We start from the raw sequence: 14161 nt of genomic DNA on the forward strand, positions 1-14161 counted from the left end.
GGAGTACGCGGCTTGCAGCGCAAGCCGATGGTCATGAAGGACAGATCATGAAGACGCAAATGACCTTGGCCGCAGCCGCCATGCTGCTCGGCACCGCGATGAGCCCTGCCCTCGCCCAGGAGAAAATCAAGCTCGGCGTGGTCGTAACCCTGTCGGGACCTGCCGCTGCGCTGGGCCAGCAAGTCCGTGACGGCTTTGCGCTCGCGGTGAAGGATCTCGGCGGCAAGATGGGCGGCCGCGATGTCGAGGTGATCGTCGCAGACGACGAATTGAAGCCGGATGCGGCGGTGACCAAGGTGAAAGGCCTGCTCGAGCGCGACAAGGTCGACTTTGTGGTCGGCCCGATCTTCTCCAACATCCTCCAGGCGATCCACCGGCCCATTACAGAATCGAAAACCTTCCTGATCAGCCCCAATGCCGGTCCGTCGACGTTTGCCGGCAAGGACTGCAATCCGTTCTTCTATGTGACGTCCTATCAGAACGATCAGGTCCATGAGATCCTTGGCAAGGTCGCGCAGGATCGCGGCTATAAGCGCATGTACCTGATGGTCCCGAACTATCAGGCCGGCAAGGATTCGGTGGCGGGCTTCAAGCTCGATTACAAGGGCGAGATCGTCGAGGAATCCTACATGCCGCTGAACACGCTGGACTTCCAGCCGGAGCTTTCGAAGATCTCCTCGAAGAAGCCCGACGCGCTGTTCACGTTCATGCCGGGCGGCCTCGGCGTCAACCTCGTCAAGCAATACCGGCAGGCAGGGCTGGCCGATACCATCCCGGTGCTCTCGGCCTTTACGGTGGATGAATCGACCTTGCCGGCGCAGCAGGACGCGGCCGTCGGCATGTTCGGCGGCGCGAACTGGGCGCCCAATCTCGACAATCCGCAGAACAGGAAGTTCGTTGCCGCCTATGAGGCCGCCTACAACAGCGTGCCCGGCACCTACGCCTTCCAGGCCTATGACGCCGCCATGCTGATCAACAGCGCGATCAAGGCCGTGAAGGGCGACCTCTCCAACAAGGAGGCAGTCGCCGCCGCCTTGAAGAAAGCCGATTTTACCTCGCTCCGCGGCGCCTTCAAATTCAACACCAACGGCTATCCGATCCAGGATTTCTACCTGACCAAGGTCGCCAAGCGTCCGGACGGCAAGTTCCAGACCGAAATCGTGCAGAAGGTCTTCGAGAATTACGGCGACCGCTACGCCAAGGACTGCAAGGCGGCGAACTAAGGCATGATCCGGAAAAGTGCGCAGCGGTTTTCCGAAAAGATCATGCTCAACCATAACCTAAAACCGTATCGCGTTACGGGAGGACTGCAATGAAGAGCGAAATCACCGGCATCACCCGGGCCAATGAGGGCATCCAGGGCATTTCCTGGAACATCCTCGGCCAGACCTATGTGCCGAAGAGCTACACCGAAAACAGCTTCTCCTGGCATGCGACACTGCCGCCGGGCACGTTCGTGCCGCCGCACATTCACCCCGATCAGGATGAGTATCTGTACATGCTGGAGGGCAAGCTCGATTTCATGCTCGGCAATTCGGAGGCGCAGGCGACCGCGGGCGACCTGATCCGCCTCGGCATGGGCGTGCCGCACGGCATCTTCAACAAGTCGGAGCAGACCGCAAAGGTGCTGTTCTGGGTGTCGCCGAGCCGCAAGCTGTTCGATCTGTTCTGGGGGCTTCACAACATGAAGGAGCAGAAGCCCGAGGACGTGGTGGCGATGGCCGCCGAGTTCAACATCCACTTCCTGCCGCCGCCGCCTGGCGGCTAGCCGCGTCTTTTAAGCGCGCACCGCCGCAAGTCCCGGCACTGCGGCGAAGCCTGCCTTGGTGGCGTAGCCACGCACGATCGCTTCGCGCTGGGAATAGCTCAGGACGTTCTCGACATTGTCGAAACCATCAGGCGCAAGCTGCTCGACGGCGTCGATGACGCCTTCGGGACCGCCGCGCCGGTTGGAGCGGACGATCTCCGCCGTCATCGGCAGACGCTTCTTCTCGTACTCGACCAGCGCCTGGCGCGGATGCTCGGCGCGCACCAGTGCATCGGCAAGGCAACGCGCATCGAGGATCGCCTGCGAGGCGCCGTTCGAGCCAACCGGATACATCGGATGTGCGGCGTCGCCGAGCAGCGTGACGCGCCCGGACGACCAATAGGGCAAGGGATCGCGGTCGCAGGTCGGATATTCGTAGAATTCGGGCGTCGCCGAGATCAGGCTCTTTACGTCGATATAGGGCACCGAGAAGCGCGCGACGTGCGGCATCAGCTCCTCGCGGCGGCCCGGCCGCGACCAGTCTTCTTTCCGCGGTGGGGGTGCATTGCCTTCGCCCACCTTGACCAGCACCGCCCAGTTGGTGAGCCGGCTCGCCGGGCTTGATCCTTCCGCGATCGGATAGATCACCACCTTGGCGTTGAGACCACCGGCCACGATCATGGATTTGCCGGTGAGGAACAGCGGCCAGTCGCGGGCGCCGCGCCACAGCATCAGGCCGTTCCAGCACGGCGGCCCCTCATTCGGGAACAGCGTGTCGCGGACGCGCGAATGGATGCCGTCGGCACCGATCAAGATATCGCCGCGCGCGGTGTGGACATGGGCGCCGACCCGATCGAAGAAATAAGCGGTGACGCCGCCCTCGTCCTGCGTGAAAGCGCCGAGCCGGCGGCCGGTGTGAATCGCTTGCTGCCCGAGCCGCTCCTCGACGGCGCGATGAATGACGCCCTGAAGGCGGCCGCGATGGATCGAGAATTGCGGCACGTCGTGGCCGGCGTCGATGCCGCGGGCTTCGCGCCAGACCTCCTGGCCGTGGCGATTGAGATAATAGAGCTGATCGGTGCGGATCGCGACCTCGTCGAGCTTCTGCAACAGGCCGAGCCCCGCCAACTCGCGCATGGCATGCGGCAGCGTGTTGATCCCGACGCCGAGCTCGCGAATGGTGTCGGCCTGCTCGAAGATCTCACAATCCAGGCCTCGCGAGCGCAGCATCAATGCCGTGGTGAGACCACCGATACCGCCACCGACGATAATCGCCTTCATCGCCCTCACTCCACTCGAAACACAGGCAATGGGTTAAGGTCGCACGGGCGGTCACTCCGCCGCAAGCGGCTTTGTCGCCTCCGCCTTGAGCTCGGCCCGGGTCTTGGGTTTAGCCTTAATTCTCAGCTCCTCGAGGTCCTCCCGGTCGCGAACGCTGTTGCGGAAAATCTGATCTTTTCCGGGCAGATATTGCGGCGGGCAGAACACGTCGTTTGCCCCGTACCAGGCTGCCGCCTTCATGGTGAAGAACGGGTCGACAAGATGCGGACGGCCGAGCGCGACGAGATCCGCCCGGCCGGCGGCCAAAATGGTGTTGGCCTGATCCGCCGTCGTAATGTTGCCGACGCACATGGTGGCCACGCGCGCCTCGTTGCGGACCTGGTCCGAAAAGGGCGTCTGGAACATGCGCCCGTAGACCGGCTGTGCGTCGCGCACGGTCTGGCCGGTCGAGACGTCGACGAGATCGACACCAGCCTCGGCAAAGGCGCGCGCGATGGCGACGGCATCATCGCCAGTGATGCCGCCATCAGCCCAGTCGGTTGCGGAGATGCGCACCGACATCGGCTTGTGCGACGGCCATGTCGCGCGTAGCGCCTCGAAGATCTCGAGCGGGAAACGCAGACGGTTGGCGAGCGAGCCGCCATAGTCGTCCGAGCGGGTGTTCGTGAGCGGCGAGATGAAGCTCGCGAGCAGATAGCCGTGGGCACAGTGCAATTCGAGCATGTCGAAGCCGCAGCGCTCGCCGCGCTCGGCCGCCGCGACGAAAGCGTCCCTCACCGCATTCATGCCGGCACGATCGAGCTCGCGCGGCACCTGACTGTCGGGGAAATAGGGCAGCGGCGATGCCGAACAGACCTCCCAACCGCCCTGCTCCAGCGGTCGGTCCATGCCGTCCCACATCAATTTGGTCGCGCCCTTGCGGCCGGCGTGGCCCACTTGCAGGCAAATTTTCGCGGCCGAATTGCCGTGGACGAAATCCACGATGCGCCGCCACGCGGCTTCCTGCTCGTCATTCCAGAGACCGGCGCAGCCGGGTGTAATCCGGGCATCGCGGCCCACACAGGTCATCTCGGTGAAGATCAGCCCGGCGCCGCCGATCGCACGCGAGCCGTAATGCACCAGGTGGAAGTCGGTCGGCACGCCTTCCTTGGCCGAATACATGCACATCGGCGATACCACGGCGCGATTGGCAACCTCCATCTCGCGCAAGCGGAAGGGTTGGAACAGCGGCACGCTCGGGTTGTCGATGTCGACATCGAAGCCGCTGCTGCGCACCTGCCTGGCGAACGTTTTTTCGACCTCGGCCACGAAATCCGGCGCGCGGAGCTTGAGGTTGTCGTAGGTGATTGCCTTCGAGCGAGTCATGACACCGAAGGCGAATTGCACGGGATCAAAATCCCAGAAGCGGTCGACGTGCTCGAACCAAACCAGCGAGACGTCCGCGGCATGCTGCGTCTTTTCGACCTCCTCGCGGCGGCCGTTCTCATAGACCGCCAGCGCCGCCTCGATGCTGGGCGCCTTCTCCATCGCTTCGGCCAGCGCGATGGCGTCTTCCATCGCGAGCTTGGTGCCCGAGCCGATGGAGAAATGGGCGCTCGCCTTGGCGTCGCCGAGCAGGACCATGTTGTCCTTCACCCAGCGCTTGCTGCGGATCATCGGGAAGTTGCGCCACATCGAGCGGTTGGTCAGCAGCTTGTGCCCATCGAGGAACCAGCCGAAGATCTCCGCCATCCGCGCGGCGGACTGAGCCTCGTCCAGCGCCATCAGCCCGGCGCGCGCAAACGTCTGCGGATCAGTCTCAAAAATCCAGGTCGAATGCCCGGCCTCATACTGATAGGCATGGGCGATGAATGGCCCCCACTCGGTTTCCTGGAAGATAAAGGTGAAGGCATCGAGCGGCCTTGTCGAGCCCATCCAGGCGAACTTGTTGGAGCGGACGTCGACCTCGGGCTGGAAGTGATCGACGTATCTCTCGCGGAAGCGGCTGTTGATGCCGTCCGCGAGCAGGATGAGATCGACATCGGCGAAACGGGATTCGTCGTCGATATCCACTTCGAAATGCAGGGAGACGCCGAGCTCGCGTGCCCGCTCCTGAAGAATCAGCAGCAGCTTCTGCCGTGAGCAGCCGCAAAAGCCGTTGCCGCCGACCCGGTGCACCGTGCCGCGGAAATGCACGGCAATGTCGTCCCAATAGGCGAATTCCTGAGTGATGCGGCGGTAGCTCGGAAGATCGTGCTTCTCGAAATTGTCCAGCGTGGCGTCGGAGAACACGACGCCAAAGCCGAAAGTGTCATCGGCTCGATTGCGCTCATACACCGTGACTTCGGCGCCTGGGCGCTGCTTCTTGAGCAGGATCGCAGCGTAGAGACCCGCAGGTCCGCCACCGATGATCGCGATTTTCATGGGAGCCTCGCCAATTCACCTGCAAACTATTTTAAGCCTAAAATAATTTCGCGCAAGCCCCCGTTGCTGGTCTGGCCACCGTACAGACGGTTATCCTAGTCGCCCCTGAAGACCGGCTTCACCTTGTTGGCGAAAGCCTCGAAGGCGCGCTCGAAATCCGCCGTCGTCATGCACAACGCCTGGGCGACGGCTTCCGCCTCGATCGCCTCTTCCACCGACATCGCCCATTCCATCGCCAGCATCCGCTTGGTCATGGTGTTGGCGAAGGTCGGCCCTTCCGCGACCTGCTTGGCCAGCAATTGCGCCTGGGGCAGCACCTGCTCGGGCGTAACGAGGCGGCTGAAAAAGCCCCAGCGCTCGCCCTCCTCCGCGGTCATGAACCGGCCGGTGTAGAGCAGTTCGGAGGCGCGTGACTGCCCGATGATCCGCGGCAGGATCGCGCAGGCGCCCATGTCGCAGCCGGCAAGGCCAACCTTATTAAACAGGAACGCGACCTTTGTGCCACTCGCCGCGAGGCGCATGTCCGACGCCATGGCGATGATCGCCCCAGCGCCGGCGCAGATGCCCTCGACGGCAGCCACGATCGGCTGCGGGCAGGCGCGCATCGCCTTGACGAGGTCGCCGGTCATGCGCGTGAAGGCCGTCAGCCCCTTGGTGTCCATCTTCACGAGCGGGCCGATGATCTCGAACACGTCGCCACCAGACGAGAAATTACCGCCAGCGCCGGTGACGACGATGGCCTTGACCGCGTCGTCGAACGCACAGGCGCGAAAGAAATCGGTCAGTTCCCGATAGCTTTCGAAGGTGAGCGGATTCTTTCGTTCGGGGCGATTGAGCGTAACCGTCGCAACACCGTCGACCACCGCCAGCAGGAAATGCTGCGGCGAGTAATCTGCAAGCGGTATGGTGACGGGATTGGCTGGTCTGCTCATGCGATCTCCTTAGCTTCCTTGTTCCGCGCCTGCGCCACACACGCTAGATTTCACCCCCGGCAACCGCGATCGCCTGCCCGGTGATCGCGCCGGCGCCCTCGCCACACAGCCACAGCACGGCATCGGCCACCTCTTGAGGCGTGATCAGCCTTTCTTGCGGATTATGTTTGGCGAGCTCGGCGATCGCCTGCTCGCGGGTTCTGCCGGTCTTCGCCATGATGTTTTCGATACTGCCGGCGACCAGATCGGTGTCGGTGAAGCCGGGACACACTGCATTCACCGTCACATTACTTCCGGCCATCTCGAGAGCGAGCGAACGCACGAGACCGACCACGGCGTGCTTGGCCGCGGCGTAGGCGCTGACATAGGCATAGCCCTTGAGCCCGGCCGTGGACGCAACTGCGACAATGCGGCCATAGGGACGGTCCTTCATGCCCGGCAATACACCGCGGATGGCATGGACCACGCCCATGAAATTGACATCCATCATGCGGCTGAACAGAGCGCTGTCCGACTTCGCGAATGGCGCCGATTCAGCACTGCCTGCGTTGGCAATCAGGATGTCGATCGGCTTGCGCGTACTCGCCTCAAGGATGGCCGTCTTCAATGAGGCTTCATCAGAGACGTCGGCAACAGCCGCGAAATGCGCCGCGCCTGCGTTGACGGCCTCTGCAAGAGTCGCGGCATTCCGACCGAGCACGGTCACAGTCGCGCCGGCACTGACGAGCGAGGCCGCGATGGCACGGCCGATGCCGCGACCGCCGCCGGTCACCAGCGCGTGCGGCGAATGCGGCAATCCGGACATGCGCTGGCTCCCTGAGATGCTGATCGTTCCCTGGATATATTTTAACCTTCAAATTTTTGCAACGAAAGCGCCGACTGACGATCGGGAACGGCCGCACGGCGATCGGCCCGAAAATTGCTTTAAGTATAAAATTATCCCTTCCCATCGCCCGCGAGCCTGTTAGCATCATAGAGCCAAGCAAAAGGATGTCGCGTGTCGCGGCCAGTGCCAATGATAACAAAGGACGGACGCTTCGCCTACGAAGCCGCGGGCGATCCGGTCGCGACACCTTTGATTTTCCTGCATGGCATTGGCGGCGCGGCGAGAGCCTGGCGGCACCAGCTCGCCACATTCGGCAACCGCTTCCACGCGATCGCATGGGACATGCCGGGCTATGGCGGATCGGCGCCGCTCGCCAGCGTCAGCATCGCTGCCCTGGCGGATGCACTCAAGAGATTCATCGAGCAGCTCGGCGCAAGCAGGCCCATTCTGGTCGGCCATTCGATCGGCGGCATGATCGTCCAGACGTGGCTGGTGCAGTCGCCGAAACTGGCGCGCGCGGTCGTCCTGGCGCAGACCAGCCCGGCCTTCGGCAAGGCTGAGGGCGATTGGCAGAGATCCTTCATCGCAGCGCGGCTCGGGCCGCTCGATCGTGGGGAGACCATGATGTCGCTGGCGCCTTCGTTGGTGAAGGAGCTGGTCGGCGACGATCCCGATCCAAAGGGAATGGAGCTCGCCCGCGAATGCATGGCAAACGTGCCTGAAGCCAGTTATCGCGCCATGATGCTGGCTCTCATCGGTTTCGATCAGCGCAGCACGCTCAGGGATATTTCAGTCCCAACGCTGCTGCTCTCCGGCTCAAAGGACAACAACGCGCCGGCGCTGATGATGGCGAAGATGGCGACCTTTATTCCTGGAGCTGAATATGTCGAGCTCGCTGGCGTGGGCCATCTCGCCAATCTCGAACGCCCCGATATCTTCAACGAAGCGCTCGGCCGATTCCTGAACTCTCTCGCGACCAAAGCCTAAGGTGATTGCGCCATGACCATGCAAGTCGGCAAGAATATCGGCGCAAGCGACAAGGCCGTGCTCGATGCTCCGATCTTCGATCCTGTCGCATACCGCCTCAGTGACGAGCAGGCCGGCATTATCGCGCGCGCCCGCGAGATCGGCCAGAGCGTGTTCGCCGGCCGCGCTGCGACCTACGATCGCGAGGCGACCTTCCCGACCGAGAATTATCGCGATCTGCATCGCATTGGCCTGCTCGGTATTGCCATCCCCAAGAAGCACGGCGGCCTCGGCGCGAACTACCAGACTTATGCCTTGGCGGCGGCCGAGATCGGCCGGTACTGCGGCGCGACCGCGCTGACCTGGAACATGCATGTGTGCTCGACGCTGTGGTCGGGCCCGCTGGCCGACGATCTCGACATGGACGCGGACACCCGCGCCGCGCACGAGCGGCGGTGCGCGGTCCATTACAAGCGCATCGTCGAGGACGGCGCGATCTACTCGCAGCCGTTCTCGGAAGGTGGTGCGGCGGCGGCGGGCGGTGTCGCTTTCGGCACGGAAGCAAGGCCGGTCGAGGGCGGCTGGATCGTCAATGGCAAGAAGATCTTTGCATCGCTCTCCGGTCATGCCGATTATTACGGCGTGCTCTGCACCGAGATCGAGGTAGGCGGGAAGGCATCGCGCCGCAATACGCTTTATCTGGCTATTCCTGCCAAATCGGAAGGCGTCTCGGTCGTTGGTGACTGGGATCCGCTTGGCATGCGTGGCACCGTCTCGCGGACGCTTCTGTTCACGGACGTGTTCGTGCCGGAGGATTCTGCGCTGATGCCGCGCGGCGTCTATTTTCAGGCCGCAATGCGCTGGCCGCACATGTTCCTGACGCTGTCGCCGACCTACATGGGCCTGGCGCAAGCCGCTTATGATTTCACCGTACGTTATCTACGCGGCGCGGTGCCGGGCATGCCGCCGGTCAAACGCCGGATGTACCCGACCAAGCAGATCGCGGTCGCTCAGATGCAGATCAAGCTAGAGCAGATCAAGGCAATCTGGTTCCAGGCCGTGACCGAAGCCCGCGCCAATCCAAGCAAGGAACAGGTGCTGCGCGCCTACGCCGCACAATATTCGGTGATGGAGGGCGCTAATGAGCTCGCCGCGCTCGCAATCCGCACCTGCGGCGGTCAGGCCATGCTGCGGTCGCTGCCGCTGGAGCGGATCTACCGCGACAGCCGCTGCGGTTCGCTGATGCTGCCCTGGACCGCCGAGCTCTGCCTCGACCGGATCGGACGCGAGGCGCTGTACGAGGCCGGCGAGACGGACGACTGACGGTGGACCTCTGTAGCCTGATCGACCGCAACGCGGCGTTCGCGCCAGACAAGACGGCCATTGCCTTCGAACGGGAACGGCTGAGCTATGCCGCATTCGCCGCGCGCATCGAACGGACCGCAACTGCTTTGAAGCGGGAACTCGGCGTCGGCCGCGGGGACCGCGTCGCGATCCTGAGCCTGAACCGGCCTGACTACCTGGTTCTGCTCTACGCTTGTGCGCGGCTCGGGGCGATGCTGGTGCCGCTGAACTGGCGGCTGGCGGTCGCCGAGCAGCTGTTCATTCTGAGCGATGCCGGCGCCAAAGTCCTGGTGCTCGAGCAGGCATTTGAGGGAGTGCTTGGCGAACTTGGGCGGACTGCGCCAGGGACATCGGTCGTCGGCCTCGACTTCACGCCGCCTCGCGGCACGACATTCGAAGATCTGCTGGCTCGCAGCCCGGGCAGCGGCCGCAATCCGCACACCGATCTCTCCTGCCCGCTCCTCATCGTCTACACCTCAGGAACGACCGGACGCCCGAAGGGTGCGGTGCTGCGACAAGAGGCGCTGTTCTGGAACGGGGTCATGAGCCAGCACATGCACAACATGACGTCGGACGACCACGTGCTGACCGTGCTGCCGTTCTTCCACGTCGGCGGCCTCAATATCCAGACAACGCCGGCGCTGCAGTTGGGCGCAACCGTCACGATCCACGCCCGCTTCACGCCGGATACAGCGCTCGCAGCGATCGAACGCGAGCGGCCGACGCTGACCGTGATGGTGCCGGCGATCATCCAGGCCGTGAGCGAGCATCCCGCCTGGACGACGGCCGATCTCTCGTCACTCAAGGCCGTCGCCACGGGCTCGACGATCGTGCCGCCGCACTTGATCGACCGTTTCGTCGCGCGGGGCGTTCCCGTGCTTCAGGTCTACGGCTCGACGGAAACCTGCCCCATCGCCATCTACACCCGCCTCGGCGGTGACCTCTCGAGAGTGGGATCGACCGGACTGGCCGGCCTGTGCTGCGAGGCAAAGGTGGTCGATCAGGCCGGAGCCGAGGTGCCGGCCGGCACACCGGGTGAAATCGCGGTGCGCGGCGCCAACGTGTTCTTCGAATATTGGGGCAATGCGGACGCCACACGTGATGCGCTGCACGACGGCTGGTATCGCACCGGAGATATTGGCCTGTGCGATGCGGACGGCTATTTCTGGGTGCGCGACCGCAAGAAGAACCTGATCATTTCCGGCGGCGAGAATGTCTATCCAGCTGAGGTCGAGCGCGTCCTGCTCGAACATCCCGATGTCAGCGAATGCGCCGTGATCGGCCGGCCGGACCCGCGCTGGGACGAAGTCCCCATCGCTTATGTCATCCGGCGATCCGGCTCGCATCTCGAAGCGGATGAGCTCAGAGCGTACATCCAGGCACAGCTCGCGCGATTCAAAGTTCCACGCGATATCGTCTTCGTCACCGACCTGCCGCGCACTGCGCTCGGCAAGGTGCAGCATTTCTTGCTGAAGCAGCTCGATTCGCAATCGCGCGCGCAAGGAGAAAGATCTTGAAGATTGCGGTTCTGGGTGGGGGAAACGGCTCTTTTGCGGCCGCGGGCGATTTTGCGCTGGCGGGGCACGAAGTCCGGCTCTGGCGCCGCGATGCCGATCAGGTCGCAGCGCATCGCGCCGCCGGCTCGCGCATTCTGGTCAAGGATCATAACGGCCGCCACGAAGTGGAGCTCGCGCTGGTCACAGCCGACATCGCCGAAGCCGTCAATGGCGTCGAGCTGATCCTCTGCCCCGCGCCCGCCTTCGCGCAGCCGGATATTGCCCGTCAGCTCGCCCCGCATCTGCAGGACGGCCAGGTTATTTTTCTGCCGCCGGCGACATTCGGCTCGATGATATTCGCCCAAGCCGCCCGAGATGCCGGTAACCACGCCGAGGTGAGCTTTGCCGAGACCGGGACGTTGCCCTGGCTGACCCGCAAGCATGGACCATTCGAGGTCGCGATCACGATCCGTGCCAAGCGACTGCCCGTCGGCGTGTTCCCGCTCGATCGTGCCGCACATGCGCTCGAAGTCATTGGACGCGCTTTCCCGGGCGTGATCGAACCGTGCGGAGATGCGCTGTCCGGCGCCCTGATGAATGCAGGGCCTATCATCCATCCACCGTTGATCGTGATGAACGCCGGCCCCATCGAACATTTCGAGCGCTGGGACATTCACAAGGAAGGCACCCAAGCCGCGATCCGCCGGGTCACCGACGCGCTCGACGCGGAACGCATCGCGGTGCGCGAGGCGCTCGGTTACGGCGCGCCGCATTTCCCGCTGGCTCATCACTATGCGAAGGAAGGCGAGATTTGGATGTATGGCCGCGGCTCGCACGACCGGCTGACCGATTCCGGCGACTGGCGCGAACGGATCGTGCTGACCGTGCACCGCTACATGCGAGAGGATCTGCGGCTCGGGCTGTCGTTGCTGGTCTCCGTCGCCGCCTTGGCTAGCGTGGCCACACCGCTGGCCAAAGCGTTCCTCGCGATCGGCGGTGCGATCTGCGGCGAGGATTTTGCGCGAGAGGGCCGAACGCTCGAGACGCTGAGGCTCGGCAATCTCAGCAAGGCTGAATTGCAGACGCTGCTTCGCACTGGATTCTGATCGATGACCAATCACGTCAATATCGCCTGTCTCGGGGCTGGCCGCATGGGACGCGGCATCGCCGTCGCGTTCGCCTATGCGGGGCACGAGGTCACGATGATCGACATCAAGGCGCGCGCCGCGGACGATTTCGTCAAGCTGGAGGCGGACGCGCTCGGCGAAATCAGGAAGACCTTTGCCAGCCTGTCGAAGCTGGGGCTACTGAGGGAGATGGACGTCGATCCGCTGATCGCGCGGGTCTCGGTGGTGGCGGCCGGCGACAGCGGCGCAACGCTGTCCGAGGCCGGTATGGTCTTCGAGGGCGTCCCTGAGGTCGTTGAGCTCAAGCGGGAGGTACTGGCGGCCGCCTCGAGGCAAGTCGGCCCGGACACGATCATTGCATCGACGACGTCGACGATCCTCGTCGACGATCTGTCCGGCGCGATCGTGAACCCTCGCCGCTTCCTCAACGTGCATTGGCTCAACCCGGCCTATCTGATCCCGCTGGTCGAAGTTTCGCCTGGCAAGGCCACCGATCCCGCCATCATCGACGAGGTCAAGGCGCAGCTCGAAAGCATCGGCAAGGTACCCGTGGTCTGTGCGGCGACGCCGGGCTTCATCGTCCCGCGCATCCAGGCGCTGGCGATGAACGAGGCCGCTCGGATGGTTGAGGAGGGTGTCGCCAGCGCGGAAGAAATTGACAAGGCGATCCGCTACGGCTTCGGCTTCCGTTACGCCGTGCTCGGCCTGCTCGAATTCATCGACTGGGGTGGCGGCGACATCCTGTACTACGCGAGCCGCTATCTCGAAGGTGCACTGGGAAGCGATCGCTATCGGGCGCCAGAGGTGATTTCGCGCAACATGAGCGAGGGCCGGATCGGCCTGCGGACGGGCGCGGGCTTCCTCGACTACTCCGGCCTCGATGTCGATGCCTATCGTGTCGAGCGACTCAGGGCCATGGTCGACCTGCTCCGCCACTTTGGCCTGGCGCGACCGCCCGTGCTGGATCGCGGCTAGCCGAAGACGTCCTGGAGCACACCTTCGCGGACGACGGCAACACCGTCGAGCTCGATCGTCGTTCCCATCATTGGCAGGTCGAAATGACCCGCCGTGTAGCGGCCCGCGAATTCATTCGCACCAGTCGAGAACAGGAAATTGCCCGCCACAGCGCGAAGCTCGGTACCGTTGGTATCGCGCTGGTCGTACATCGAGAGCGCCTCGTACCGCGCGCCGGGGTTCATGCCAAAACCGACATGCGAGACCGCATAGGCTTCGCGATCACCCCAGGCGGCGAGATAGCTGCGCATCATCGCGGCATCCGTACCTTCGCCTTCCAGCTCGACGACGTAATCGTCCTTCAGCGTCATCTTCACGGGTGACGTCAGATAACGTTTGAAGGTCAGGTTGATGTCGCCGGGCGCCATCACCAGCGTGCCGTTGATGGTCCCACTCTTGGGGAAGCTGACGACGATGCCACCCGGCCAATGCGCGAGTGTGCCGGGTTTGTCGGTCCAGCCCCACACGCCGACCGTGGAGGCTCCGACCATGTCGACGTCAAGCGCCGTTCCGGCCTTTGAAGTGACCCGCATCCGCTTCGTTCCGCGCAGCATCTTCGCCGCGGCACGAACGCGCTTCTCGAGCGCGGGATCCGGCACCATCCGTTCCAGGGCCTCGGGATGCTCGTTCGAAATCACCAGAATGCGCGCGCCAGCCTTGAGAATTTCGGGTGTCTCCACCGCGTGCATCAGGCCCTCGATGGTGCAATCCACCACAAAGCCGGCCAGCTGAAGCGCGCTGATCACCGGCCCCAGCTGCTGGATCGCCTCGCTCGCCCCGGTCGAGCGAACCGGAACGACATGACGGTTACGCGGTGTCGGCATTACCACGTGAAACGGCCGTGCCCCCATCCGCAGCAGCGCGAGCTCCGCCAGATGCACGTTCAACGCGCGCGACTGGGTTTCCGAGAGGATCGCCGCGGTATCGCCCGCCCTGACGGCGCATCGGTCAAAGATTTCGCAAAATGCGTCGATCCATTTTGCCTCGATGCGATCAGCCAGCATGGTCCACTCCCGGTCGTCAGG

The 14161-nt window shown here is 63.6% G+C and carries 12 protein-coding genes; 7 read left to right on the forward strand and 5 right to left on the reverse strand.

What is annotated here, in order from left to right:
* Window positions 1–47 precede the first annotated feature (47 nt).
* Together IVA96_RS34270 and IVA96_RS34275 are read left to right on the forward strand one after the other, a co-directional pair.
* A complete protein-coding gene (locus tag IVA96_RS34270; RefSeq protein ID WP_247422131.1) occupies window positions 48–1223 on the forward strand; it encodes an ABC transporter substrate-binding protein in 1176 nt (391 codons plus the stop codon).
* Window positions 1224–1312: 89 nt separating this feature from the next.
* Window positions 1313–1768 (forward strand): cupin domain-containing protein, encoded by a 456-nt coding sequence (locus tag IVA96_RS34275; protein WP_247422132.1) that lies wholly within the window; start codon window positions 1313–1315, stop codon window positions 1766–1768.
* 9 nt (window positions 1769–1777) lie between these two features.
* Here IVA96_RS34275 and IVA96_RS34280 read toward each other — a convergent pair whose 3' ends face one another.
* The 4 genes from IVA96_RS34280 to IVA96_RS34295 form a co-directional block, all read right to left on the reverse strand.
* Window positions 1778–3028: a flavin-dependent oxidoreductase gene (locus tag IVA96_RS34280; protein WP_247280606.1), complete on the reverse strand. Its 1251-nt coding sequence runs from the start codon at window positions 3026–3028 to the stop codon at window positions 1778–1780.
* 51 nt (window positions 3029–3079) lie between these two features.
* On the reverse strand, window positions 3080–5431 hold the full coding sequence (locus IVA96_RS34285) for a bifunctional salicylyl-CoA 5-hydroxylase/oxidoreductase (protein WP_247422133.1): 2352 nt from the start codon (window positions 5429–5431) through the stop codon (window positions 3080–3082).
* 95 nt (window positions 5432–5526) lie between these two features.
* Window positions 5527–6363, reverse strand: a complete 837-nt coding sequence (locus IVA96_RS34290) for an enoyl-CoA hydratase family protein (RefSeq protein WP_247280604.1) — start codon at window positions 6361–6363, stop codon at window positions 5527–5529.
* Window positions 6364–6406: 43 nt separating this feature from the next.
* A complete protein-coding gene (locus IVA96_RS34295) occupies window positions 6407–7168 on the reverse strand; it encodes an SDR family oxidoreductase (RefSeq protein ID WP_247303453.1) in 762 nt (253 codons plus the stop codon).
* Between the two features lie 210 nt (window positions 7169–7378).
* On the opposite strand from IVA96_RS34295, the gene IVA96_RS34300 reads away from it, so the two are divergent.
* From IVA96_RS34300 to IVA96_RS34320, 5 genes are read left to right on the forward strand one after another with little or no spacing between them, the layout of a single operon-like run.
* Window positions 7379–8176, forward strand: coding sequence for an alpha/beta fold hydrolase (locus IVA96_RS34300; RefSeq protein WP_247422134.1), 798 nt, complete (start codon window positions 7379–7381; stop codon window positions 8174–8176).
* A 12-nt stretch (window positions 8177–8188) separates the two neighbouring features.
* Window positions 8189–9478, forward strand: a complete 1290-nt coding sequence (locus tag IVA96_RS34305) for an acyl-CoA dehydrogenase family protein (RefSeq protein ID WP_247422135.1) — start codon at window positions 8189–8191, stop codon at window positions 9476–9478.
* A gap of 2 nt (window positions 9479–9480) precedes the next feature.
* Window positions 9481–11016, forward strand: coding sequence for a long-chain-fatty-acid--CoA ligase (locus IVA96_RS34310; RefSeq protein ID WP_247422136.1), 1536 nt, complete (start codon window positions 9481–9483; stop codon window positions 11014–11016).
* The gene (locus IVA96_RS34315; protein WP_247422137.1) at window positions 11013–12101 is read left to right on the forward strand and encodes an NAD/NADP-dependent octopine/nopaline dehydrogenase family protein; all 1089 of its coding nucleotides are present in this window, start codon (window positions 11013–11015) and stop codon (window positions 12099–12101) included. The genes IVA96_RS34310 and IVA96_RS34315 overlap by 4 nt, the downstream gene beginning before the upstream one ends.
* A gap of 3 nt (window positions 12102–12104) precedes the next feature.
* Window positions 12105–13097 (forward strand): 3-hydroxybutyryl-CoA dehydrogenase, encoded by a 993-nt coding sequence (locus tag IVA96_RS34320; RefSeq protein ID WP_247422138.1) that lies wholly within the window; start codon window positions 12105–12107, stop codon window positions 13095–13097.
* On the opposite strand, the gene IVA96_RS34325 is transcribed toward IVA96_RS34320, so the two are convergent.
* Window positions 13094–14140: a peptidase M29 gene (locus tag IVA96_RS34325; RefSeq protein WP_247422140.1), complete on the reverse strand. Its 1047-nt coding sequence runs from the start codon at window positions 14138–14140 to the stop codon at window positions 13094–13096. The genes IVA96_RS34320 and IVA96_RS34325 overlap by 4 nt on opposite strands.
* Window positions 14141–14161 lie beyond the last annotated feature (21 nt).

Source organism: Bradyrhizobium sp. 159, assembly GCF_023073795.1.
Taxonomy (GTDB): Bacteria; Pseudomonadota; Alphaproteobacteria; order Rhizobiales; family Xanthobacteraceae; genus Bradyrhizobium.

Excerpts from the sequence above, each read along its gene's own strand:
- IVA96_RS34290 (WP_247280604.1), bottom strand. The coding sequence starts at position 6,363 with ATGAGCAGACCAGCCAATCCCGTCACCATACCGCTTGCAGATTACTCG.
- IVA96_RS34320 (WP_247422138.1), top strand. The coding sequence starts at position 12,105 with ATGACCAATCACGTCAATATCGCCTGTCTCGGGGCTGGCCGCATGGGA.
- IVA96_RS34275 (WP_247422132.1), top strand. The coding sequence starts at position 1,313 with ATGAAGAGCGAAATCACCGGCATCACCCGGGCCAATGAGGGCATCCAG.
- IVA96_RS34305 (WP_247422135.1), top strand. The coding sequence starts at position 8,189 with ATGACCATGCAAGTCGGCAAGAATATCGGCGCAAGCGACAAGGCCGTG.
- IVA96_RS34325 (WP_247422140.1), bottom strand. The coding sequence starts at position 14,140 with ATGCTGGCTGATCGCATCGAGGCAAAATGGATCGACGCATTTTGCGAA.
- IVA96_RS34280 (WP_247280606.1), bottom strand. The coding sequence starts at position 3,028 with ATGAAGGCGATTATCGTCGGTGGCGGTATCGGTGGTCTCACCACGGCA.
- IVA96_RS34295 (WP_247303453.1), bottom strand. The coding sequence starts at position 7,168 with ATGTCCGGATTGCCGCATTCGCCGCACGCGCTGGTGACCGGCGGCGGT.
- IVA96_RS34270 (WP_247422131.1), top strand. The coding sequence starts at position 48 with ATGAAGACGCAAATGACCTTGGCCGCAGCCGCCATGCTGCTCGGCACC.
- IVA96_RS34300 (WP_247422134.1), top strand. The coding sequence starts at position 7,379 with ATGATAACAAAGGACGGACGCTTCGCCTACGAAGCCGCGGGCGATCCG.
- IVA96_RS34285 (WP_247422133.1), bottom strand. The coding sequence starts at position 5,431 with ATGAAAATCGCGATCATCGGTGGCGGACCTGCGGGTCTCTACGCTGCG.